This is a genomic window from Nocardioides sp. BE266 (genome assembly GCF_031457855.1).
Lineage (GTDB): Bacteria > Actinomycetota > Actinomycetes > Propionibacteriales > Nocardioidaceae > Nocardioides.
The window spans coordinates 356,880-378,653 of sequence record NZ_JAURTI010000001.1 but is presented as its reverse complement, the minus strand read 5'-3'; the positions used below and the strand labels follow the sequence as shown (position 1 = coordinate 378,653).

17 protein-coding genes are annotated in these 21,774 nt (G+C 72.5%); 15 read left to right on the top strand and 2 right to left on the bottom strand.

From position 1 onward, the window contains the following. On the bottom strand, positions 1-459 hold the full coding sequence (locus J2X46_RS01845) for a GNAT family N-acetyltransferase (protein ID WP_310246175.1): 459 nt from the start codon (positions 457-459) through the stop codon (positions 1-3). Between the two features lie 154 nt (positions 460-613). Here J2X46_RS01845 and J2X46_RS01840 point away from each other — a divergent pair, with 154 nt between their 5' ends. Genes J2X46_RS01840 through J2X46_RS01815 form a run of 6 tightly spaced genes read left to right on the top strand, consistent with a single transcriptional unit; the run spans position 614 to position 7,805 of the window. Further along, positions 614-2,038: a solute carrier family 23 protein gene (locus J2X46_RS01840; protein WP_310246173.1), complete on the top strand. Its 1,425-nt coding sequence runs from the start codon at positions 614-616 to the stop codon at positions 2,036-2,038. Then, the gene (locus J2X46_RS01835; protein WP_310246170.1) at positions 2,035-2,877 is read left to right on the top strand and encodes an FAD binding domain-containing protein; all 843 of its coding nucleotides are present in this window, start codon (positions 2,035-2,037) and stop codon (positions 2,875-2,877) included. The genes J2X46_RS01840 and J2X46_RS01835 overlap by 4 nt, the downstream gene beginning before the upstream one ends. After that, positions 2,874-3,371 (top strand): 2Fe-2S iron-sulfur cluster-binding protein, encoded by a 498-nt coding sequence (locus tag J2X46_RS01830; RefSeq protein ID WP_310246168.1) that lies wholly within the window; start codon positions 2,874-2,876, stop codon positions 3,369-3,371. Before J2X46_RS01835 ends, J2X46_RS01830 begins: the two co-directional genes overlap by 4 nt. Next, positions 3,368-5,779: an aerobic carbon-monoxide dehydrogenase large subunit gene (cutA, locus tag J2X46_RS01825; RefSeq protein ID WP_310246165.1), complete on the top strand. Its 2,412-nt coding sequence runs from the start codon at positions 3,368-3,370 to the stop codon at positions 5,777-5,779. The genes J2X46_RS01830 and cutA overlap by 4 nt, the downstream gene beginning before the upstream one ends. Continuing rightward, positions 5,776-6,414, top strand: a complete 639-nt coding sequence (locus tag J2X46_RS01820) for a carbon monoxide dehydrogenase subunit G (protein ID WP_310246164.1) — start codon at positions 5,776-5,778, stop codon at positions 6,412-6,414. Before cutA ends, J2X46_RS01820 begins: the two co-directional genes overlap by 4 nt. Then, a complete protein-coding gene (locus tag J2X46_RS01815; protein ID WP_310246161.1) occupies positions 6,411-7,805 on the top strand; it encodes an amidase in 1,395 nt (464 codons plus the stop codon). The genes J2X46_RS01820 and J2X46_RS01815 overlap by 4 nt, the downstream gene beginning before the upstream one ends. Here J2X46_RS01815 and J2X46_RS01810 read toward each other — a convergent pair. After that, a complete protein-coding gene (locus J2X46_RS01810; protein WP_310246158.1) occupies positions 7,727-8,353 on the bottom strand; it encodes a GNAT family N-acetyltransferase in 627 nt (208 codons plus the stop codon). The genes J2X46_RS01815 and J2X46_RS01810 overlap by 79 nt on opposite strands. Positions 8,354-8,606: 253 nt before the next feature. Between J2X46_RS01810 and J2X46_RS01805 the strand changes: the two genes are divergently transcribed. The 9 genes from J2X46_RS01805 (at position 8,607) to J2X46_RS01765 (ending at position 21,688) form a co-directional block, all read left to right on the top strand. Beyond that, a complete protein-coding gene (locus J2X46_RS01805) occupies positions 8,607-9,050 on the top strand; it encodes a MaoC family dehydratase (protein WP_310246156.1) in 444 nt (147 codons plus the stop codon). Then, the gene (locus J2X46_RS01800; protein WP_310246153.1) at positions 9,047-9,625 is read left to right on the top strand and encodes an OsmC family protein; all 579 of its coding nucleotides are present in this window, start codon (positions 9,047-9,049) and stop codon (positions 9,623-9,625) included. The genes J2X46_RS01805 and J2X46_RS01800 overlap by 4 nt, the downstream gene beginning before the upstream one ends. Before the next feature lie 79 nt (positions 9,626-9,704). Next, positions 9,705-11,009 carry an NAD(P)/FAD-dependent oxidoreductase gene (locus J2X46_RS01795; protein WP_310246150.1) on the top strand — a complete coding sequence of 435 codons (1,305 nt, stop codon included), beginning with the start codon at positions 9,705-9,707 and terminating at the stop codon, positions 11,007-11,009. Continuing rightward, positions 11,006-12,193 carry an NAD(P)/FAD-dependent oxidoreductase gene (locus tag J2X46_RS01790; protein WP_310246149.1) on the top strand — a complete coding sequence of 396 codons (1,188 nt, stop codon included), beginning with the start codon at positions 11,006-11,008 and terminating at the stop codon, positions 12,191-12,193. Before J2X46_RS01795 ends, J2X46_RS01790 begins: the two co-directional genes overlap by 4 nt. 91 nt (positions 12,194-12,284) lie before the next feature. Then, positions 12,285-15,113 (top strand): NB-ARC domain-containing protein, encoded by a 2,829-nt coding sequence (locus J2X46_RS01785; protein WP_310246146.1) that lies wholly within the window; start codon positions 12,285-12,287, stop codon positions 15,111-15,113. 456 nt (positions 15,114-15,569) lie between these two features. Next, positions 15,570-17,657, top strand: a complete 2,088-nt coding sequence (locus J2X46_RS01780) for a hydantoinase/oxoprolinase family protein (RefSeq protein ID WP_310246144.1) — start codon at positions 15,570-15,572, stop codon at positions 17,655-17,657. Beyond that, positions 17,654-19,660, top strand: a complete 2,007-nt coding sequence (locus J2X46_RS01775) for a hydantoinase B/oxoprolinase family protein (protein ID WP_310246142.1) — start codon at positions 17,654-17,656, stop codon at positions 19,658-19,660. Before J2X46_RS01780 ends, J2X46_RS01775 begins: the two co-directional genes overlap by 4 nt. Positions 19,661-19,662: 2 nt before the next feature. Next, positions 19,663-20,334, top strand: coding sequence for an NAD(P)H-binding protein (locus J2X46_RS01770; protein ID WP_310246139.1), 672 nt, complete (start codon positions 19,663-19,665; stop codon positions 20,332-20,334). Positions 20,335-20,341: 7 nt separating this feature from the next. After that, positions 20,342-21,688 (top strand): lanthionine synthetase LanC family protein, encoded by a 1,347-nt coding sequence (locus tag J2X46_RS01765; RefSeq protein ID WP_310246137.1) that lies wholly within the window; start codon positions 20,342-20,344, stop codon positions 21,686-21,688. Positions 21,689-21,774: the final 86 nt, after the last annotated feature.

Here is a 21,774-nt window from a genome sequence, read left to right as displayed (position 1 = left end):
TCAGAGCTGCTTCTCGTAGAACACCCGCGTGAAGCCGTGCTCGGTGGTGCGGTGGGTCTCGGTGTAGCCGATCCGCTCGTAGAGCGCCTGGTTCTCGACCATGGTCTCGTGGGTGTAGAGCCGGATCCGGTGCAGGTCGTGGGCCAGCGTCCGCTCCTCCGCGAGCGACAGGAGCGACCGGCCGACGCCGCGCCCGTGGTGCGCCGGGGGCACGGCGACGTTCTCCAGCAGCATCCCGTTGGACTCGGGCACGAGCAGCAGGAAGCCGACCACCGCCCCGTCGACCTCCGCGACCCACGCCTCGGAGTCCTCGACGGCGCCGGCGTAGTCGGTCTCCATGGGGCCTGGGCGGAGCCCGCCCATGCGCGCGACGTAGGGGGAGTACGCCGCCTCGGCGATGTGCTGCAGCGCGGGCACGTCGTCGGCAGTGGCCCGGCGGAGGGTGAGAGGTGGACCCATGCACAGAGGGTAGGGCTGAGCCCGGAAGCGCCGAAGAACTTGTCATCACCTACGGCGTTCCTTCGGCAGATGTCGCCAGTGAGGGTGTGTGATGTGGCGCACTAGTTTGTGGCTTCTCGGGTACACACCCCCTGCGAAATCTGGAGGCCTGCTCATGTCGATGTTCAAGTGGGACGTGGTCGATCCCGCTCCCGGCGAGGCGGTGCTCCCGCACCAGCGACTGCCGTGGGGCAAGACGATCGGCCTCGGTGCCCAGCACGTGGTCGCCATGTTCGGCGCCACCTTCGTCTTCCCGCTGGTGATGGGGCTCGACGCCAACCTCGCCATCATGTTCTCGGGTCTCTGCACCATCCTGTTCCTGCTCATCGTGCAGAACCGGGTGCCCAGCTACCTCGGCACCAGCGCCTCCTTCGTGGCCTCCGTCGCGGCGATCCGCCTGCTCGACGACGGCAACGACTCGTCGTACGTCACCGGCGCGATCCTTGTCGGCGGCCTCGTGCTCGCCGCGGTGGGTGTGCTCGTGCACTTCGCCGGCGCCGAGCTGATCCACAAGATCCTGCCGCCGGCCGTGACCGGCGCCGTGGTCATGCTGATCGGCTTCAACCTCGCGCCCGTCGTGGCCGGCATCTACTGGCCCCAGGACCAGTGGATCGCGCTGCTCACCGCTGCCTTCATGGTCTTCGCCGCGGTCGTGCTGCCGGGCTTCTGGTCGCGCATCGCGGTCTTCCTCGCGCTGATCTTCGGCTACCTCCTGTCGTGGATCGCCGACGCTGTCTTCGGCCCGATCACCTCGGTCCTCGGCGGTGCCGTCGAGGCCACCGAGCACGACCGCGTCTCGTGGGCCGGCGTGCAGGCGGCCGACTGGATCGGCCTGCCGAGCGGCACGCTGGCCGACGGCGTCTCCGTCGTGCACGCCCCGTCGTTCTCGCTGACCGCGATCCTCCTGGTCCTCCCCGGCGTCATCGCCCTCGTCGCCGAGAACACCGGCCACGTCAAGGCGGTCGCCGAGATGACCGGCGAGAACCTCGACCCCTACATGGGCCGCGCGATCGGCGCCGACGGCGTCGCGACCGCGTTCGCCAGCGCCTTCGGCGGCTCGCCCACCACGACGTACGCCGAGAACATCGGCGTCATGGGTGCCACCCGGGTCTACTCCACGGCGGCCTACTACGTCGCCGCGGTCGTCGCGATCCTGCTGGGCCTGTGCCCGAAGTTCGGCGCGATCGTCAACGCGACGCCCGGCGGTGTCCTCGGCGGCATCACGGTTGTGCTCTACGGAATGATCGGTCTCGTGGGCGCGAAGATCTGGGTGGAGAACAACGTCGACTTCGGCAACCCGGTCAACATGGTCGGCCTCGCCGGCGGCCTGATCGCCGGCATCGGCGGCGTCACGCTCACCTTCGGCGACGACTTCGAGCTCGGTGGCATCGCCCTCGGCACGATCCTCGTCATCGTCTTCTTCCACATGGTCAAGGGCCGCGCCGGCGACGGTGCGGGCACCGTGACCCGCAACCTCAGCCACCCCGACTACGACGGCGGCGTGGACGACGTGGCCTCGGGAGGCTCCGCCCCGCGATGAAGCCTGCACCCTTCGCCTACCTGCGTCCGTCCACCCTCGAGGAAGCCCTCGCGGCGCTCGCGGGGGAGCAGGGGGCGAAGGTGCTGGCCGGCGGTCAGTCCCTGGTCCCGCTGTTGTCCATGCGACTGGCCGCACCGTCGATGCTCGTCGACATCAACGCCCTGCCGGACCTCGGCTTCGTCCGTTCGGACGAGGCCGGGGTCCGGGTCGGGGCCCTCGCCCGCCACGCAGAGGTCCTCGCCTCCGCGGAGGCCGCCGAGGCCCAGCCGCTGCTCGCGATGGCGCTCAGCCACGTGGCGCACCCGACGATCCGCAACCGCGGCACGACCGTCGGCTCGCTGGTCCACGCCGACGCCGCGGCCGAGATGCCGATGGTGCTCCGGCTGCTGGAGGGTTCGGTCGACGTCGCGTCGGTGCGCGGTCGTCGTACGATCCCGGCGGCGGAGTTGTTCGCCGGCCCGCTCGAGTCGACGCTGGCCCACGACGAGGTCGCGGTCGAGGCCTTCTTCCCGGCCCTCGCACCCGGTGCCGGAGTCGCCTTCCAGGAGATCGCCCGCCGCCACGGCGACTACGCCCTCGTCGGCGTCGCTGCCGTCGTCGACACCGACGGTGACGAGGTCACCCGCGCGCGGCTCGGCTTCGTGTCGGTGAGCGACGTGCCCGTCGTCGTCGACGTCACCGACGCCCTCGACGACCCTGCGGCCAAGGCGCTCACCGAGCTCGAGCCCGCCGACGACATCCACGCCACCGCGGCCTACCGCGCCCACCTCGTGAAGGTGCTGGTGCCCAAGGTGCTGGCCGCGGCCACCGACCACGCACGCCAGAGGAAGGCTTCATGAGCAGCCAGCCCGAGGAGCTCCACGACGTCCGCCTGCACGTCAACGGGTCCGTCCACGAGGTGCGCGTGCCCGCGCGCCGCCTGCTGTCCGACGCGCTGCGCCACGACTGCGGCCTCACCGGCACCCACGTCGGCTGCGAGCACGGCGTCTGCGGCGCGTGCACGATCCTCGTCGACGGCACCCCGGTGCGCTCGTGCCTGATGTTCGCGGTCTCCGCGGTCGACGCCGAGATCACCACAGTCGAGGGCCTCACCGAGGCCGACGGCTCGCTGTCGCCGGTGCAGCAGGGGTTCTCCGACTGCCACGGCCTCCAGTGCGGCTTCTGCACACCGGGCTTTCTCACCACGATCACCGCCGGGCTGCGCGACAACCCCGACCCTTCGGAGGACGAGGCACGGGAGATGATCGCCGGCAACCTCTGCCGCTGCACCGGCTACCAGAACATCGTGAAGTCCGTGATGCGCGCCGCGGAGATCCAGCGGGGCGAGTCATGACCACGAAGCTGTTCGGCGCCAAGGTCCCGCGGGTCGAGGACCAGCGGTTCCTGCGCGGCCAGGGCCGCTATGTCGACGACCTGCTCCACGACGACCCGCGGCTGCTGCACTCCGCGGTGCTGCGCTCGCCGCACGCGCACGCCCGGATCACCGACATCGACGTCTCCGACGTGCTCGACCTCGACGGCATCCTGGCCGTGTGGACGTGGGACGACCTCACCGGCCCGATGGCCGAGCCGCTCCCGCTGCTGATCCCGCACCCGACACTGACCCACGGGCGCACCCAGTACGCCCTGGCCAAGGACGAGGTGAACTACGTCGGCGAGGCGATCGTCTTCGTCGTCGCCGTCGACCGCTACGTCGCCGAGGACGCCGTCTCGCGGATCCGGGTGTCGTACGACCACCTCGAGCCCGTCGTCGGCATCGACGCCGCCCGCGCTGCGCAACGCCTCGTGCACGACGACGTACCCGGCAACGTCGGCGCGCGGATGGAGCAGGAGAACGGCGACGCCCGCGCCGCGATCGCCGCCGCCCCGCACGTGCTGACCCTCGACCTCGACATCGAGCGCTCGGCCTGTACGCCGATGGAGGGGCGCGGCACCGTCGCCCGGTGGGACCCCGACACGAGCCGCCTCACCGTCTGGTCCTCGACCCAGACCTCCACCGGCGTCCGCGGCTGCGTCGCGGCCAAGCTGGGCCTCGACCTGGCCAAGGTCGACGTGGTGACGCCCGACGTCGGCGGCGGCTTCGGCGTCAAGGTCGTCCACCCCTGGCCCGAGGAGCTGCTCGTCCCGCTGGCGGCGATGACGCTCGGCCGGCCGGTGAAGTTCACCGAGGACCGCCGCGAGCACTTCATCTCGTCGGCCCACGAGCGCGCCCAGCAGCACCACGTCGAGGTCGGCTTCGACGACGACGGGCGGGTGCTCGGCCTCGACGTCGAGTTCTGGCACGACCACGGCGCCTACACGCCCTACGGCCTGATCGTCCCGATCATCACCTCGACGCAGCTGCTCGGCCCCTACAAGCCGCAGAACTACCGCGTCGTCTTCGAGTCGCTCTACACCAACACGGTCATCGTCACGCCCTACCGCGGCGCCGGCCGGCCGCAGGGCTGCTTCGTCATGGAGCGCACGATGGACGCGATCTCGGCCTACCTCGGCAAGGACCGCACCGAGGTGCGGTCGACGAACTTCATCCAGCCCGACGAGTTCCCCTACGAGCACGGCCTGATCTTCCAGGACGGTCGCGAGCTGACCTACGACTCCGGCGACTACCCGGCCTCGCTGGCCAAGCTCAAGGAGCTGGTCGGCTGGGACGAGTTCGAGGACTTCCGCGCCGAGATGGCCGCGCAGGGCAGGAGGGTCGGCATCGGCCTGGCCTGCTACGTCGAGGGCACCGGTGTCGGCCCCTACGAGGGTGCGCACGTCCACATCGAGACCTCGGGCAAGGTCAAGGTCGCCACCGGCCTCACGACGCAGGGCCAGGGCCACCAGACGGCGTTCGCGCAGATCGTGGCCGACACCCTCGGCGTGCGCTTCGAGGACGTCGAGATCACCACCGGCGACACCCGCAAGATGCCCTATGCCGTGGGCACCTTCGCCTCGCGAGCAGCGGTGATGAGCGGCTCGGCGATCCACCTCGCCGCGCTGCGCGCCAAGGAGAAGGCGCTGCGGATCGCCGCCGAGGCGCTCGAGGCGTCGGAGGAGGACCTGGAGATCGCCGACGGCGTCGTCTCCGTCCGCGGCACCGACGCCACGATCGACCTCGGCACCGTCGCCGTGCTGTCCAACCCGCTGCGCTACGCCTTCGACGAGGCCTCGAAGGCCGCCACCCAGTTCTCGGTCGGCGACCCGGGCAAGCCGCCGGTGGCCGAGGACGACGAGCCGGGCCTGGAGGGCAAGGACTTCTACTCGCCGCCGCGCTCGACCTTCGCCAACGGCATGCACGCGGTGATCGTCGAGACCGACCCGGAGACGGCCGAGATCACGATCCTGAAGTACGCCGTCGTCCACGACTGCGGCCACCTGATCAACCCGATGATCGTCGAGGGCCAGATCCACGGCGGCGTCGCGCAGGGCGTCGGCGGTGCGCTCTACGAGCGGATGGCCTACGACGAGTCGGGCCAGCTGCTCAACGCCTCGTTCATGGACTTCCTGATGCCCTACGTCACCGAGGTGCCGACCACGATCGACATCGACCACCTCGAGACCCCCTCACCGCTCAACCCGCTCGGCATCAAGGGCGCCGGTGAGGCGGGCGTGATCCCGTCCGCCGCGGTCTTCGCCGCCGCCATCGAGGACGCCGAGGGCTTCCCGATCACCGCGATGCCGATCTCGCCGTCCGAGCTCTTCGACCTGCGCCTCGCGCACGCCGACGAGTCACACCCCCTGTCTGAGGAGACCCGATGAAGTTCACCGGAGAGAACGTGCTCGCCGCCCCCGTCGAGCAGGCGTGGGACGCGCTGCTCGACCCGTCCGTCCTGGTCCGCACCATCCCCGGCTGCGAGCGCCTCGAGGCCACCGGCGACAACGCGTACGCCATGACGGTGACCGCGGGCGTCGCCTCGATCAAGGGCACGTACGCCGGCTCGTGCGTGCTGACCGACCTGGTCGAGCACGAGTCGCTGGTGATGAAGCTCGACGGCGCGGGCGCCCCCGGCACGATCGGCGCCACCGTCAACGTGCGCTTCATCCCCGAGGGTGCCTCGACGAAGGTGTCCTACGACGCCGACGCGGTCGTCGGCGGGATGATCGGCGGCGTCGGCCAGCGGATGCTGACCAGCGTCTCGCGCCGAATGGCCGGGGAGTTCTTCGGCAACGTCGACGCGGCCATCGCGGGTGGTCCCGCGGCGGCGCCGGTCGCTGCCGCGCCGGCCCAGTCGGGGGGCGACGCCGCCCCGGCCGCTGCCGGCCAGGTCTTCACCGCGCCGGCCAAGGTGTCGGCCGCCGGGTCCCGACAGGAGTTCCGCACCGGCGTCGCCGTCGGTGCCGGGCTCGTCGTGCTGGGCGTCGTGGTGGGCGGGATCTTCGGTCGTCGGCGATGAGCGACGTCACCGTCGACTCCACCGCGCGTGCCCAGGCTGCCGCCGTACGGTCGGGGGAGATCTCGGCCGCCGAGCTGCTCGAGCTGCACCTCGACCGGATCGAGGAGCGCAACCCCGAGCTCAACGCGATCGTCTCCCTCGACGCCGAGCGGGCCCGGGCGGCTGCCGCGGTGGCCGACCAGGCGCAGGCCTCCGGCGAGGAGCTCGGACCCTTGCACGGCTTGCCGTTCGCGGTGAAGGACACCCACGCCCTCGCGCGCTGGCGCACGACCTACGGCTCGCCGATCTTCGCCGACGCGGTCGCCGACCACGACGACCTGCTGGTCGAGCGGATCCGCGCGGCCGGTGCGGTCTTCGTCGGCAAGACCAACGTGCCGGAGTTCGCGGCCGGGTCCCACACCTTCAACAAGGTCTTCGGCGTCACCCGCAACCCGGTCGACCCGAGCCGGTCCGCCGGCGGGTCCAGCGGGGGAGCGGCGTGCGCGCTGGCCTCCGGCATGGTGCCGCTGGCCGACGGCTCCGACATGGGTGGTTCGCTGCGCAACCCGGCGTCGTTCTGCGGCGTGGTCGGCATGCGCCCGTCGTGGGGCCGGGTGCCCGAGTGGCCGCTCTACAACCAGTGGGAGACCACCTCGGTCGGCGGTCCGATGGCGCGCAACGTCGGCGACCTCGCGCTGCTGCTGTCCGTGATCGCCGGTCCCGACCCGCGGGCGCCGCACGCGCTGGGTGACCCCGGGTCGGCGTTCGCGCCCCCGGTCGCTCCCGTCTCCCTCGGCGGGCTGAAGGTCGCGTGCTCGGTGGACCTCGGCGGGGCGCTGGTGGTCGACGACGCCGTCGCGGGCGTCGTACGCGCAACCGCGGAGCGGCTCTCGGGCGCCGGTGCGGCGGTGGGCGAGGCGCACCCCGACCTGTCGCTGGCCGACGACACCTTCCGCACCCTGCGGGCGTGGCACTTCCAGGCGAAGTTCGCCGACCTGCTGGCGCAGCACCCCACCTCGTTCAAGCCGTCGCTGGAAGCCAACATCCGCGCCGGTGAGTCGCTCACCGGCGCGGACGTGGCCCGTGCCTATTCCCAGCGCACCGCTCTCGCGGAGACGATGCGCGTCTTCTTCGAGCAGTACGACGTCCTGCTCCTGCCGACCTCACAGGTCCCGCCGTTCCCGGTGGAGCAGGAGTTCCCCGAGACCATCAACGGTCAGCAGATGCCCGACTACCTGGCGTGGATGCGGTCGGCGTACTTCATCACCGTGACCGGCTGCCCGGCGATCTCGGTGCCGGCCGGCACCACGCCCGACGGCCTGCCCGTGGGCGTTCAGCTGGTCGCCAGGCACGGCTCTGACCGCCAGCTGCTGGAGGTCGCGGCGGCCGTCGAGGAGCTCCTCGCGAGCTGACCCGCGAGGGCCAGCACGGCCCGCCGGTTGACCGGCGATCCCGAGGGGGCGACGCGGGGTTCCCCGCGTCCCTCGAGCAGGCCGTCGGACATCCGCAGCCGGATGCCGACCCGGGACAGCAGCGCCTCCGAGGCGCGGTTGCCGGGCTCGACGGTCGCCTCGAGGTACCGGATCCCGTGGTCGCGGGCGACCGTGGTGACCGCGTCGACGAGCGCCGACCCGATGCCGCGGCCCTGGTGGGCGTCGGCGACCTCGAAGGCCAGCTCGGCGGTGTGGAGCTCCGTGCGGATGTAGCGGGCGATGCCGACCGGCACGCCGTCGACGAGGGCGACCCACGCGACGTGGCGGTGGCCGTCGACGTCGGCGAGCGAGCGTCGGTGGGCGCCCGGCAGGCGCGGCATCGGCACGAGGAAGCGCTGGTGCCGCGACTGCGGGGACAACCCGTCGAAGACGGTCTCCAGGACGGAGACCTCCCCGCCCGTGAGGGGGCGGAGGAGGACCGAGCCCCCGTCCGCGAGGCGGACGGTGACGTGGACGTGGTTGTTCATGACGCCTCCTTCTCCAGCTCCAGCAACCGGGCCATCAGTCGTTCGGGCCGGCGGGAGGCAGTGCGGAGCTCGCGTTCACGTGAGCTCGCGAGGGTGACGTTGAGTGCGTGGTGCATGAGGTGCTCCTGATCGATTCCGTGTGTACGGCACCGAGGGTGTGACGACGCCCTTCCGGCGGCCTTCCCTCGACTCCTTCCCGCGAGGGAAGGAATGCGGAAGGCCCGCGGAAGGTCGGCGCGACAACCTCCTCGCCATGACCACCACCCAGGTCGGCGCCACGGCCCGGCTCACCCGGACCGTCACGCGACGTGACATCGAGCTGTTCACCGAGATCAGCGGTGACCGCAACCCGATCCACTACGACGACGAGCTCGCCGCACGCTCCCGCTTCGGCGGGATCGTCGTGCAGGGCGGCGTGACGTCCGGGCTGCTCAACGCGCTCGTCGCGGAGCAGCTTCCCGGACCGGGAAGCGTCTTCCTCGAGGTGTCGTGGCGCTTCCTCGCGCCCGTCCGCCCGGGTGACGTCATCACGGCCGCCGCTGTCGTCCTCGCGACCCGCGAGGACAAGCCGGTCACCACGCTCGCCACGAGCGTCACGAACCAGGACGACGTCGTCGTCCTCGACGGCACCGCCGTCGTCTGGCGCGACCCGTCGGTCGCCGCCACCGCCCACCAGAAGCAGGAGAACACCGCATGAGCACCATCACCACCGAGAAGTCGCCCCTCAACGGAGTGGACGTCCCCACGCTCTTCGCCACCCGCGACGCCGTGAAGCAGACCACCGAGATCGCCAAGTTCCAGTTCCGGGCCGCCAACACCTGGGTGTCCGGCACGCACAGCCGGTCCAGCTTCACCGGGTTCCACGGTGCGATGCAGGAGATGGAGCACGCCCAGGAGACCGTGGTCGAGTCCGACCACCCGGCCGTCCTGGTCGGCACCGACGTGGGCCCGACCCCGGTGGAGTACCTGCTCCACGCGATCGCGTCGTGCCTGACCTCCGGCATCGCCAACGTCGCGGCGGCCCGCGGGGTGAAGCTCACCCACGTGTCCTCGACGGTCACCGGTGACATCGACCTGCTCGGGATCCTCGGTCTCTCCGATGGCTCGGTCCGCAACGGCTACGAGCAGATCAAGGTCACGTTCCGCGTCGAGGGCGACGCCGACGACGCCACCCTGCGCGAGATCGTCGAGCAGTCCCGGCGCCGGTCGGCCGTCTACGACGCGCTCACCAACCCGACGCCCGTCGCCATCGAAGTCGTGACGGGCGCCTAGCCCGTCACCCCCTGACTGAGCGGTCGGCCGGCCCCCACCGGCCGGCCGCTCTGGCGGGACACCCTGGAAGGAAATCTGGATGACCACCATCGACACCGTCGTCGTGGGGGCCGGCCACGCCGGCCTGGCCGTGAGCAGGCTGCTCACGGACGCCGGCCGCGAGCACGTCGTGCTCGACCGCGGCCGCATCGCCAACCGCTGGCGCACCGAGCGCTGGGACTCCCTGCACCTGCTCACGCCGAGCTGGATGACCAGGCTCCCCGGGTGGAGCTACACCGGCAGCGACCCGGACGGCTACCTCAGCGTCGGATCGTTCGTCGGCTACCTCGAGGCGTACGCCGCCTCGTTCGGCGCGCCCGTCGTCGACGGCGCCACCGTGCACGAGGTGGCGGCCGTCCCGGGTGCGAGCCCGGCCCGTCGCTACCGCGTCGTCACCAGCCGCGGCACCTGGCACGCCCGCCACGTCGTCATCGCGACGGGGCCGCACGGGACGCCGAACGTCCCGACGGGGCTGGGCGGCCTCGACACCTCGCGCGTCGACCTGCTGACCTCGAACAACTACCGCAACCCCGCCCGGCTCGCCGCCGGCGGCGTGCTCGTCGTGGGCGCCTCGGCATCGGGCCTCCAGATCGCCGACGAGCTCAGCCGCGCCGGCCGCGACGTCACCATCGCAGTGGGGCGCCACACCCGGATGCCGCGGCGCCACCGCGGCCTCGACATCTTCTGGTGGCTGGAGAGCACCGGTCGCCTGGCCCGCACCATCGACGACGTGCCCGACCCGCTCGCGGCGCGCGGCGAGACCTCGCTGCAGCTCGTCGGCCGCAACGACCCGGAGCGCGCGACCCAGGACCTCGACCTCGGCCGCCTCCAGGCGCGCGGGGTGCGGCTGGTCGGCCGCGTCGAGGCGATCGAGGGCCGCACCGCGCGGTTGCGCGACGACCTCGCCGGCACCGTCGGCGCGGCCGACGCCGCCCTGCACCGCTTCCTCGACAGCCTCGACCGCTTCGTCGACCGGGCCGGCCTGGGCCACCACCTGTGGGACGCGCCGCGTCCGCGACCCGTCGCCGTCGGGCCGGCGCCCGAGCGCCTCGACCTGCGTGCCGAGGGCATCGGCACCGTGCTCGTCGCCGCCGGCTACCGCCCGCACCACCCGTGGCTGCGCCTGCCGATCACCGACGCCGACGGCACCATCCGGCAGCGCCGCGGGGTGACCCCGGCCGAGGGCGTGTACGTCGTCGGGCAGCGGTTCCAGCACCGGCGCGACTCCGGCTACATCGACGGCGCGCGCCACGACGCCCACGCCATCGTCGGCCACCTGCTCGCCTCGAGCGGGTCGGCGACGCCGGAGCCGGTCGGCGCGGGTCGACGGGAGCCGGCGGCATGAGCGGCACGGCTGGAACGGGCCGGGTCGACGTCGTCGTGGTCGGCGGCCGGGTCGCCGGCGCCTCCACCGCCCTGCTCCTGGCCCGTGCCGGTCTGTCGGTCGCGCTGGTCGAGCGGGGACGGCGGGGGAGCGACACCCTGTCGACGCACGCCCTGATGCGCGCCGGGGTGCTCCAGCTCTCCCGCTGGGGCGTGCTCGACGGCATCGCGGCCGCCGGCACCCCGGCCGTGCGGCGCACCGTGTTCCACCACGCCGACGGCGAGGACGTCGCCGTGACGATCCGGCCCCGCTCCGGCGTGGACGCGCTCTACGCGCCGCGCCGGCACCTCCTCGACCGGCTCCTCGTCGAGGCCGCGGAGGAGGCCGGCGCACGCGTCCTGCACGGCGTCACCGTGACGTCGCTGCATCGCGACGCCACTGGCCGCGTGACCGGCGTCGTCGGACGTACGGAGGGCGGCGCCCGCCTCGACCTCGCCGCCGGGCTGACGATCGGTGCCGACGGCATCCGTTCCCGCGTCGCCGAGCAGGTCGGCGCCGCGACGACGTGGCGCGGGCGGACCGCGAGCGCCGTGCTCTACCGGTACGTCGAGGACCCCGGCGCCGACGCCTACGAGTGGACGTACGGCACCGGCGCCGCGGCCGGCGTCATCCCGACCAACGACGGGGCGTCCTGCCTGTTCGTCTCCACCACGCCCGCCCGGATGCGGCGCCTGCGTCGGCGGGGCGTCGACCGCGCGGTCGACGACCTGCTCGAGGCTGCCGGCCCGGAGGCCGTCGTACGTGCGCGTGACCTCCGGCCGGTCTCGGCGGTGCGCGGCTGGGCCGGGGTTCCCGGCTTCGCCCGCCGGTCCTACGGGCCCGGGTGGGCGCTGGTCGGGGACGCCGGCTACTTCAAGGACCCGATCACTTCCCACGGCATCACCGACGCGCTCCGCGACGCCGAGCTGCTCGCCACAGAGGTGCTCGCCGCGCATGGCGGCGACGTGGCGCAGGAGGTGGCGCTGGCGCGCTACGAGGCCACCCGCGACCGGCTCTCGCGGCAGCTGTTCGAGACCACCGAGCGCGTCGCGGCCTACGACTGGGACGGCCCCGGCATCCGTTCCCTGCTCCTGCGGCTCAGCGCCGCGATGGGCGAGGAGGTCGAGCACCTCGAGCAGCTCGCCGCCGTCCGGCCCTCCGCCTGAGCGGCGGGACCCGGGTCGAACCCCAAAAATGGCGTCGATCGGGCGCCGTCGCCGGGCGTAGAGTCGCATCGCTCGTGGCTGGGAGGGTGCGATGCACGTCGACATCAACCTCCTCGGAGGTTTCGCGGTCGTCATCGACGGCCGCGCCGTCGCCGCGCACGCGTGGAGCCGCCGGAGCGCGGCCACGCTCGTCAAGCTGCTCGCACTCCGCCCGGGACGGCAGCTGCCGCGCGAGCAGGTGGTCGACCTGCTGTGGCCCGACCTCCTGCTCGAGCAGGCGGCGCCCCGGCTGCACAAGGCCGCCCACTACGCCCGTACGGCGGTCGGTGTCCCGTCGGCGGTCGTCCTCGCGGGCGACGTCGTCACGTTGCTGCCCGACGCCGAGGTCGTGGTCGACGTCGAGCGGTTCGACCGGGCCTCGGGCGATCCGGCCTCGGTGGACGAGGCGATCGGCCTCTACCGCGGCGACCTGCTGCCCGAGGACCTCTACGAGCCGTGGGCCGACGCCGAGCGCGAGCGGCTGCGGGTGTCGTACCTCGAGCTGCTCCGCTCCGCGGGGCGCTGGTCCGACCTCGTCGCCGCCGAGCCGCTCGACGAGGAGGCGCACCTGCGGCTCGTGCAGGAGCACGTCGAGGCCGGCAACCGCGCCCAGGCGCTGCGCCAGCTCGAGTCGATGGCACGGCTCTGGCGCAACGAGCTCGGTGCACTGCCCGGCCCGGCGGCGCGGGCCCTGCACGCGCGGGCGCAGGCGATGCCCGCGGTCGAGCCGTCGATCCTGGCGCCAGGAGCGGGCTCCACCCGCGTGCCCCGACCGGCCACGCCCACCATCGGGCGCAGGCGCGACGTGACCGCGGCGCTCTCGCTGCTCGACGACCACAGGTTGGTGACCCTGCTCGGCATCGGCGGGGTCGGCAAGACGCGGCTGGCCGCCGAAGTGGCGCACGAGTGGGCCGAGGAGACCGGCCTGCGCACCTGCTACGTCGACCTCACCAAGGTCGAGGACGCCGGCCTCGTCGCCGAGCTAACCGTCAGCGAGCTCGGCGTCCGGTCCGGCGACAACGCCAACGTGGTGCAGATGCTCGAGGAAGCGTTGCGGGGCCAGTCGATGCTGCTCGTCCTCGACAACTTCGAGCACGTCGTGGAGGCCGCCGACCTCGTGCCGCGGATGCTCCAGTGGTCGGCCGACCTCCGAATCCTGGTGACCAGCCGGGCGCGGCTGCGGGTCGCGGGGGAGCGGGTCTACGAGGTGCACCCGCTCGGCCGGCGCGGGGAGAACGACGCCGAGGGGCTGGCCGACGCCGTCGCGCTGTTCGAGCAGGTCGCGACCGCGGTCGATCCGCACGTCCGGCTGGACCAGCACGCCGACGACGTCGCCGCGATCTGCCGGGCGGTGGACGGCCTGCCGCTCGCCATCGAGATCGCAGGCGGTCACCTCCGCACTCTCTCGCCGCCGCTGCTGCGCGAGCGGCTGACCAGCCGACTGGGCTCCGCGGCGGCCACGAGCCGCGACCTGCCCGACCGGCAGCAGACCATCCCGGCGATGATCGACTGGAGCCTGCAGCTGCTCGGTCCGGCCGAGCAGCGGCTGTTCTCCCGGTTCTCGGTGTTCACCGTGTGCGTGCCGCTGGAGGCCGTCGAGGCGGTGTGGGCCGACGGCGACGTGGTCGACCCGCTGAGCGTCCTGGTCGACCACAGCCTGATCCGCCGCACGACCGGTCGCCACAACGAGCCGCGCTTCGGGATGCTCTCGCTGGTGCGGGAGCACGCGGCCCGGGAGGCCGCGGGCGACGCGGAGGTCGCGCGGGCGGCGCATGCGTCGTACTTCTCGTCGTGGCTCGACGACCTCTACGAACGGCGCTGGACCGACGCGACCTACCGCTGGCTCGACGACATCGGCGAGATGCTCCAGGAGGTGCGCGCGGCCCACAGCTGGGCGGCGCGCGCCGACGACGTACCGCTGACGGCAAGCATCACCGCGTCACTGGGTGCCTACTGGTTCCTCGAGGGCAACCACGCCGAGGGCCTGCGCTGGATCGACGAGATGCTCGCGGTGGAGGACCGGCTCGACCCCTACGTGTCGGCGCGGATCCACCTCGCCGCGGGCTTCATGGCGTACCCGTCGAGCCGGCCCGAGGCGCGCGCTCACTGGGAGCTCGCGACAGAGCTGTTCCGCGGCCTGGGGGAGACCCGCCTGGTGGCCTACGGGCTGGCGGTCACCTCGGCGACCTACATCGGCGACGTGGGGCACGTCGAGCTGTCGATGCAGATGAACGACGAGGCGCTGGCGCTGGGTCGTACGACGGGCAGCCCGGCGCTGGTCGCGCAGGTGCTCAACGTCCGGGGCGAGCTGACCCGCGTGGCCGGCCTCGACGACCTGGCGCGCGAGGCCTACGAGGAGGGCCTGCAGATCTCCGGCACCCTCGGCGACGAGATGTACGTGGCCGTGTTCCTCTCCAACCTCAGCTACGTCGCCGAGCACCGCGGCGAGCACGAGGAGGCCCGTCGGCTCACCCACCGCGCCCTGCGGATCTGCTGGGCTCAGGGCCGGCGGCTGATGGCGGCGTGGACGGTCTCGCAGCTGGCCGGGCCCGAGCACGCCCTGGGGCGATCCGAGCTCGGTGCCGTGCTGGTCGGGGCCGGCGACGAGGCGCTGCGGGTGCTCGGCGCCCGCAGGCACCCCGGCGACGTACCGGAGCACGCGCGCGTCGTGATGCTGCTGCGGGCGAGCCTGGGCGACGACCGGTTCGAGGAGCTGCGCGACGAGGGCGCCCGGCTGACCCTCGACCAGGTGCTGGCGCGCATCCTCGACGGCGAGGGTGACGAGGGCGGTGACGACGGCGGTGACGAGGGCGGTGACGAGGGTGAGCGGGTGCGCGTGCCTGTGCAGAGAGCTGTGCAGGAACGTGTGGGGAAACCCTGACTCCTTGGGGATGGAAGTGGTCCGTCTGGGGACGACGCGCCGGAACCCGAAGTATGTGAAAAAAGCTTCGCCGAACCCCTTGCGGACCCCCCGGCGCGGGGCATAGAACTCTCCCTACGCAGCCCCGCAAGGGGAGGCGGGATGGCTCCGGAAGGAGGGTCCACACGACGGGAACCGGTTCGCCGGGGATCGTCGCAGGCACCGGGTGATGCGGTGGCTGGGACCGGACCGAGGGAGTGATCGACCGGGAGCATCACCACGACCGGTCACCCAGATGAGCTGGACGCTTCGGCGACCTGCACATCGCCCGAAGGGCCCTTGTCGCTCATACCGACGAGGGCCCTTCACCTATTTCGGCCCAGGTGCCAGCTCGTCACAGGTCTTGCCGATGAATCGCTGTTTCGTCGGCAATCTCTGCCGTGGTGGTCGCCACGGCCTCCCAGTTGAATCGACCCCATGACGCAGCGGCGGATCAGGATCGGCATCGACACCGGAGGCACGTTCACGGACGTGGTCGCCTTCGACGAGGACTCGGGGGAGCTGGTCACCACCAAGACCCCGAGCACGCCGGGCAACCCGGCCGACGGCTTCATCGCCGGCATCGAGAAGATCCTCGGCATCGTCGAGGCCGACGGCAGCGACATCACCGCCGTCTCGCACGGCACGACGGTGGCGACCAACAAGCTGCTCGAGGGCAAGGTCGAGGCGCTCGGCTTCATCACCACCGAGGGCTACGAGTTCATGCTCGAGATCGCCCGCCAGTCCGTGCCCGACGGCTACGGCAACTCGTACTTCTGGGTGAAGCCCGATCGCATCGTGCCGGCCGACCGGGTCCGCACCGTGGGCGGCCGCCTCGACTTCACCGGGGCCGAGATCCGGCCGTTCGACGAGGATGCCGCCGTGGCCGCGGCCCGGTGGTTCAAGGACCAGGGGATCACCACGATCGGCGTCTGCCTGCTCCACGCCTACGCCAACGACGAGCACGAGCTACGGATGCGCGACATCCTGCGCCGCGAGCACCCCGACGCGATCGTGTCGATCTCCAGCGAGGTGCTCCGCGAGTACCGCGAGTACGAGCGCTCGATGACGACGCTGGTCGACGCGGCGGTGAAGCCCAACGTCAGCCGCTACGTCACCAACATCTCCGACCGGCTGGTGAACTTCACCGGCAACGTCATCCCGTTCTACGTGATGAAGTCCAACGGCGGCGTGCTGTCGGCCGATGAGGTCGTGCACCAGCCGATCACCACCGTGCTGTCTGGCCCGGCCGCCGGCGCGCTCGGTGCGGCCCTGATCGCCAAGGTCGCCGGGTTCCCGAAGATCCTCACCTGCGACGGCGGCGGCACGTCGACCGACGTGTCCGTGGTCCTCGACGGTGAGCCGACGCTGACCACCGAGGGCACCGTCGGCGCCTACCCGAGCAAGATCCCGATGATCGACGTCGTCACCGTCGGCGCGGGCGGCGGCTCCATCGCGTGGCTCTCGCCCGAGGGCACCCTGAAGGTCGGGCCCCACTCGGCCGGTGCCGACCCGGGCCCGCTCTGCTACGCCAAGGGCGGCACCCAGCCGACCATCACCGACGCCCACGTCACCCTCGGCCGGATCCCTCCCCACCTGCTCGGCGGCGAGATCCCGCTCGACGTCGACGCGGCCCGCACCGGCATCGCCGACCTGGCCGGCAAGCTCGGCCTCGACTTCGAGACCTGCGCGACCGGCATCCTGGAGATCTCCGCCTGGAACCAGGCCAACGCGCTGCGCCAGGTGAGCGTCAAGCGCGGCCTCGACGTGCGCGACTTCATGCTGACGACCTTCGGCGGCTCCGGCTCGCTCCTGGCCTGCCGGCTCGTCGACATCCTCGACCTCGCAGGAGTCGTCGTACCTCCCAACCCGGGCAACGTGAGCGCCTTCGGCCTGCTGACGGTCGACGTGAAGAACGACTACGTCCAGACCCACGTGGCCAAGGAGTCCGCGCTCGACCACGCGGCCGTGCAGGCGGTCCTCGACGACCTGACCGACCGGGCCCGGGAGGCGCTCGAGAAGGAGGGCTTCGCCGCCGCCGACCACCGCTTCCAGCGCACCATCGACGTGCGCTACGTCGGCCAGGCCTTCGAGGTGCGGGTGTCCGCGCCCGAGGGCGTCGTCGACGAGGCGTACGTCGCCCAGGTCGCGGAGAGCTTCCACGCCGAGCACCACCAGCTCTACGGCTACGACTTCCGCGGCGACCGCGACCAGCAGGTCGAGTGGGTCAACCTCCGCGTCACCGGCATCGGCCCGATCACGCGCCCCGAGATCCAGACCCTCGACAAGGCCGACGGTGACGTCGAGGGACGCGCCGTTCGCGGCCGTCGCCCGGTCTGCTTCGACGCGGCGCAGGGCTACGTCGACACCCCGGTGATCTGGCGCCCCGACCTCGGCGCGGGCGACACCTTCAGCGGTCCCGCGATCGTGGAGGAGTTCGGCTCCACCATCCCCGTCCACCCCGGCTTCGAGGTCGTGGTCGACGACTGGGCCAACCTCGTGATCCGGAAGGAGGGCGTCCGATGACCACCTTCGACACCACGGTCGACCCGTCGTACGTCACCGCGAAGCCCGTCAACCCGGCAGGCCTGCCCACGTCGTACGAGCACGGTGGGCGCCTCACGGCCGAGGGCACGACCGTCGACCCGATCCTCGTCGAGATCGTCCAGGGCACCCTGGCCAGCGTCGAGATGGAGGTCGAGACCGCCATCGGCCGGACCTCGCGCAGCCCGATGATCCGCGACGCCCACGACTTCCGCGCCGGCATCCACGACCGCCAGCTGCGCAAGCTCACCGGCCGCTCCTACAGCGCGCTGGTGCACCCGATCGTGCGCGACTACCCGATCGAGGAGATGCGCGAGGGCGACGTCTTCTTCCACAACGACGTCTACGAGTCCGAGGGCGGCATCGGCCACCTGCCCGACCTGTGCGTCACCGTCCCGGTCTTCCACGACGGCGAGGTCGTCGCGTTCGTGCAGGCCTTCGGCCACCACGACGACATCGGCGGCGCGGTGCCGGGCTCCATGCCCAGCAACGCCACGACCGTGTACGAGGAGGGGCTGGCCGTCCCGCCGATCAAGCTGTGGGACGCCGGCGTGCCGAACAAGTCGGCGCTGCGGATCATGACCCGCAACTCGCGCATGCCCGACAGCCTCGCCGCCGACCTCGACGCCGAGTGCTCGGCCTGCCTGATGGGTGCGCGCCGGCTCGGCGAGCTGTTCGAGCGCTACGGCCGTGACGCGATCGAGGCGTCGTTCGACGCGATCCTCGACGCGACGACCGAGACCTACCGCCGCGAGATCCTCTCGAAGATCCCCGACGGCACCTACGTCTGGGAGGACTACGCCGAGCACGACGGCGTCGACGAGCCGCAGCTGCACACGCAGCGGATCACCCTGACCAAGGTCAGCGACGCCCCCGCGGACCCGGAGATGGGTCGCCCCGCCGGCCCGCGGCTGATCATCGACTTCACCGGCACCAGCGCGCAGGCGAAGGGCCCGATCAACCACTGCGGCGACTACGTCGGCGGCAACTTCCTCAAGAAGTGGCTCGCGCCGATCCTGCGCAACCTCGCCGACACCCCGGAGCGGATGGCCGAGCTCGACGTCAACGAGGGCATCGTGCCGCTGATCGAGATGCGCTTCCCGGAGAAGGGCACGCTGCTCACCCCGATCCACCCCGGACCGACCAACGCCCGCACGTTCGTCATCCTGCGGCTGCTCGGCGTGCTCGCCGGCGTGGTGGCCAAGGCCGTCGACGGCAAGATGCCCGCCGACCAGGAGACGATCCGCTACACCGGCGTCTACGGCAAGGACCTCGAGGGCAACGACTACCTCATGCGCGAGGTGCTCGGCGGCGGCTCCGGCGGTCGCTACTACGCCGACGGCGAGGACACCATCCACGTCGTGCCCGACTCGCGCAACCTGCCGACCGAGTTCACCGAGTCGCGCTTCCCGTTCATCGTCGAGCGCCTGGGCCTGGCCCAGGACTCCGGCGGCGCGGGGGAGTACCGCGGCGGCCTGGGCTACGAGAAGCACATCCGGATGCTCAAGGACGCGCACTTCATGTCGATCGCCGACCGCTCGATCCTGGCCTGCTGGGGCGTGCGCGGCGGCAAGGCCGGGATGCCGTTCCAGGTCGTCATCGACCCGGGCGGCCCCGACGAGCGCGAGGTCGACGCCCTCGCCGACGCCGAGGTGGTCAAGGCCGGCCAGGTCGTCCGCATCCGTACGACGGGTGGCGGCGGCTGGGGTGACCCGCTGGCCCGCGACCCCGAGCTCGTCGTGCGCGACGTGGTCTGGCGCAAGGTCTCGGCCGAGGCCGCGCTGCGCGACTACGGCGTGGTGCTCACCGGGCTCTCCAGTTCGGGGGCCGACGCGGGCGACCTGGGCTTCGACGCCGACGCCACCGCCGCCGAGCGGGCGGGCCGGGCCGCGTGGAGCCGGGAGGACGACGCCTTCTTCGACCGCGGGCCGGGCTACTCCTCGCTCGCCGAGGGCGCCGCGTTCGCCGAGGTCGACCGGATCTGAGCATGGCGGGGCGCGTCGCAGTCATCGGAGGCCACGGCAAGACCGGGCGGGCCGTCTGCGACGCGCTGGCCGCCGAGGGCGTGGGTGCGCTGCCGCTGGGTCGGGCCGACTGGCCCGGCCTGGCGGCAGCGGTGCGCGGGTGCGAGTCGGCGTACGTCATCGCGCCGAACCTGCACCCCGACGAGCCGGCCTACGTCGCCTCCGTGCTCGCCGCCCTGACGGCGTCGGGAGTCGGGCGCGTGGTCTACCACTCGGTCGCCTCGCCCTACGCGCCCGCGATGCCGCACCACCTCGGCAAGGCCGTCAGCGAGGACCTCGTCCGTCGCAGCGGGCTCGAGTGGACGATCCTCCAGCCCGGCGCCTACCTCCAGAACCTCGACCTCACCGGGCCGGTCGACCTGCCCTACTCGCCGGACGTCCCGTTCGGCTTCCTCGACCTCGCCGACCTCGGGCGTGCGGCGGCGGTCGTCCTGACGCAGCCGGGCCACGTCGGGGCGACGTACGAGCTCGCCACCCGCGTCGCGACCGTGCGCGAGCTGGCGTCCGAGGCCGGTGTGGAGGTGCGACAGGTGCCCGACCCGGGCACGCACCCGTGGCTGGGCGCGATGTTCGCCTACTACGACGACCACGGGCTGCCGGTCGGCACCCGCGTGCTCGCGTCGCTGGTGCCATGATCGTGGGGTGACCACGCCCGAGACGTACGCCGACCTCGGTGAGGCCGGCTGGCGGTGGGTGCTCGACCAGGTCCGGTGGGACGACGGGCCGTGGATCCCCGAGTCGGTTGCCCCGGGCGGTGACGATGGCGCCGGCGGGCCGCCGGACGACCGCGACAACATGCACAGCGGCATCGGCGGCCTCGCGCACGTGCTGGCCGAGATCCGCGAGGCCCGGCCGTGGACCGACGAGGAGACGGCGCTCGCCGACGGGATCGCCACGCGGATCCGCCGCGACCTGGGTGGCCGGTCGCACTACACCTACTTCGACGGCCTGGTCAGCGACCTCGGTGTGCTCTCGGCCCTCGGGTCGGACGGCGCGGACGGGGTGGTCGCGCGGCTCGTCGAGCTCCGCCAGGACGACGGGTGGGACCAACCGTTCCTGGGGCCGGACGCCCCGGAGCACAGCCGCATCAACGACATGACCCTCGGCACGGCGGGCATCGTGCTGGGGGCGGTCTGGGCGCACCGACTCGGCACGCCCGGCGCCGCTGAGCTGGCCCGCACGGCCGCCGACATCCTGCTGGCCGAGGGGGAGCCGACCGAGGCCGGCACCAACTGGTACTTCGTCCCGCGCCGCTTCACCGTGGACCAGCCGCCCGCGCGGCGCGAGCGCCAGATGCCCAACTGGTCGCACGGCCTGGCCGGCATCGCGGGCGCCCTCGCCATCGCCGGGGCCGAGCTCGGGCGCCCCGACCTCGTCGAGGCGGCCCGCCGCGGCGCCGAGCACCTGGTCACCATGGGCGACACCAGTGGCGGCGGGTTCCGCCTCCCGCACGTCCTCCCGGGCCAGCCCGACATGGACGAGTTCACCTACACCTGGTGCCACGGCCCGTCCGGCACGTCGCTGGCGTTCACCGCGCTCGAGCACGCCGGCATCGAGGAGGTCGCGGGGGAGTCCCCGGCCCAGTGGCAGCGCCGCTGCCTCCACAGCGTGCGCACCTCCGGGATCCCCGAGCGCCTCCACCCGGGCTTCTGGGACAACGACGGCCGCTGCTGCGGCACCGCCGGCGCCGGCGACGTGTTCCTCGACGCCTGGCAGCGCCGCGGGGTCGAGGACGACCTCGCCTTCGCGCAGGTGCTCGGCGACGCGATCGTCAGCCGCGCGCTGGTCGACGGTGACCGGGCGACCTGGCGCTTCACCGAGCACCGCAACGAGGATCCGCTGCTCCCGCCGGGCGTCGGCTGGATGCAGGGCGTCGCCGGCATCTCGGCGTACCTCCTGCGGCTCGCGCGCGTGCTCCGCGGGGGACGTACGACGCCCGCGGTCGCGCGGCTCGACACCTGGTGGAACCTGCCGCTGTCACCCGCCTGATGAATTTCCACCCGAGTGCGTGGAAGTTCATCCGGGTCCACGCTCAGCCACCGCTGCGCGCCCTGAACTTCCGCCCGAGCGCGTGG

Coding starts and splice junctions, on each gene's coding strand:
- J2X46_RS01845 (WP_310246175.1), bottom strand. CDS start 459: ATGGGTCCACCTCTCACCCTCCGCCGGGCCACTGCCGACGACGTGCCC.
- J2X46_RS01840 (WP_310246173.1), top strand. CDS start 614: ATGTCGATGTTCAAGTGGGACGTGGTCGATCCCGCTCCCGGCGAGGCG.
- J2X46_RS01835 (WP_310246170.1), top strand. CDS start 2,035: ATGAAGCCTGCACCCTTCGCCTACCTGCGTCCGTCCACCCTCGAGGAA.
- J2X46_RS01830 (WP_310246168.1), top strand. CDS start 2,874: ATGAGCAGCCAGCCCGAGGAGCTCCACGACGTCCGCCTGCACGTCAAC.
- cutA (WP_310246165.1), top strand. CDS start 3,368: ATGACCACGAAGCTGTTCGGCGCCAAGGTCCCGCGGGTCGAGGACCAG.
- J2X46_RS01820 (WP_310246164.1), top strand. CDS start 5,776: ATGAAGTTCACCGGAGAGAACGTGCTCGCCGCCCCCGTCGAGCAGGCG.
- J2X46_RS01815 (WP_310246161.1), top strand. CDS start 6,411: ATGAGCGACGTCACCGTCGACTCCACCGCGCGTGCCCAGGCTGCCGCC.
- J2X46_RS01810 (WP_310246158.1), bottom strand. CDS start 8,353: ATGAACAACCACGTCCACGTCACCGTCCGCCTCGCGGACGGGGGCTCG.
- J2X46_RS01805 (WP_310246156.1), top strand. CDS start 8,607: ATGACCACCACCCAGGTCGGCGCCACGGCCCGGCTCACCCGGACCGTC.
- J2X46_RS01800 (WP_310246153.1), top strand. CDS start 9,047: ATGAGCACCATCACCACCGAGAAGTCGCCCCTCAACGGAGTGGACGTC.
- J2X46_RS01795 (WP_310246150.1), top strand. CDS start 9,705: ATGACCACCATCGACACCGTCGTCGTGGGGGCCGGCCACGCCGGCCTG.
- J2X46_RS01790 (WP_310246149.1), top strand. CDS start 11,006: ATGAGCGGCACGGCTGGAACGGGCCGGGTCGACGTCGTCGTGGTCGGC.
- J2X46_RS01785 (WP_310246146.1), top strand. CDS start 12,285: ATGCACGTCGACATCAACCTCCTCGGAGGTTTCGCGGTCGTCATCGAC.
- J2X46_RS01780 (WP_310246144.1), top strand. CDS start 15,570: ATGACGCAGCGGCGGATCAGGATCGGCATCGACACCGGAGGCACGTTC.
- J2X46_RS01775 (WP_310246142.1), top strand. CDS start 17,654: ATGACCACCTTCGACACCACGGTCGACCCGTCGTACGTCACCGCGAAG.
- J2X46_RS01770 (WP_310246139.1), top strand. CDS start 19,663: ATGGCGGGGCGCGTCGCAGTCATCGGAGGCCACGGCAAGACCGGGCGG.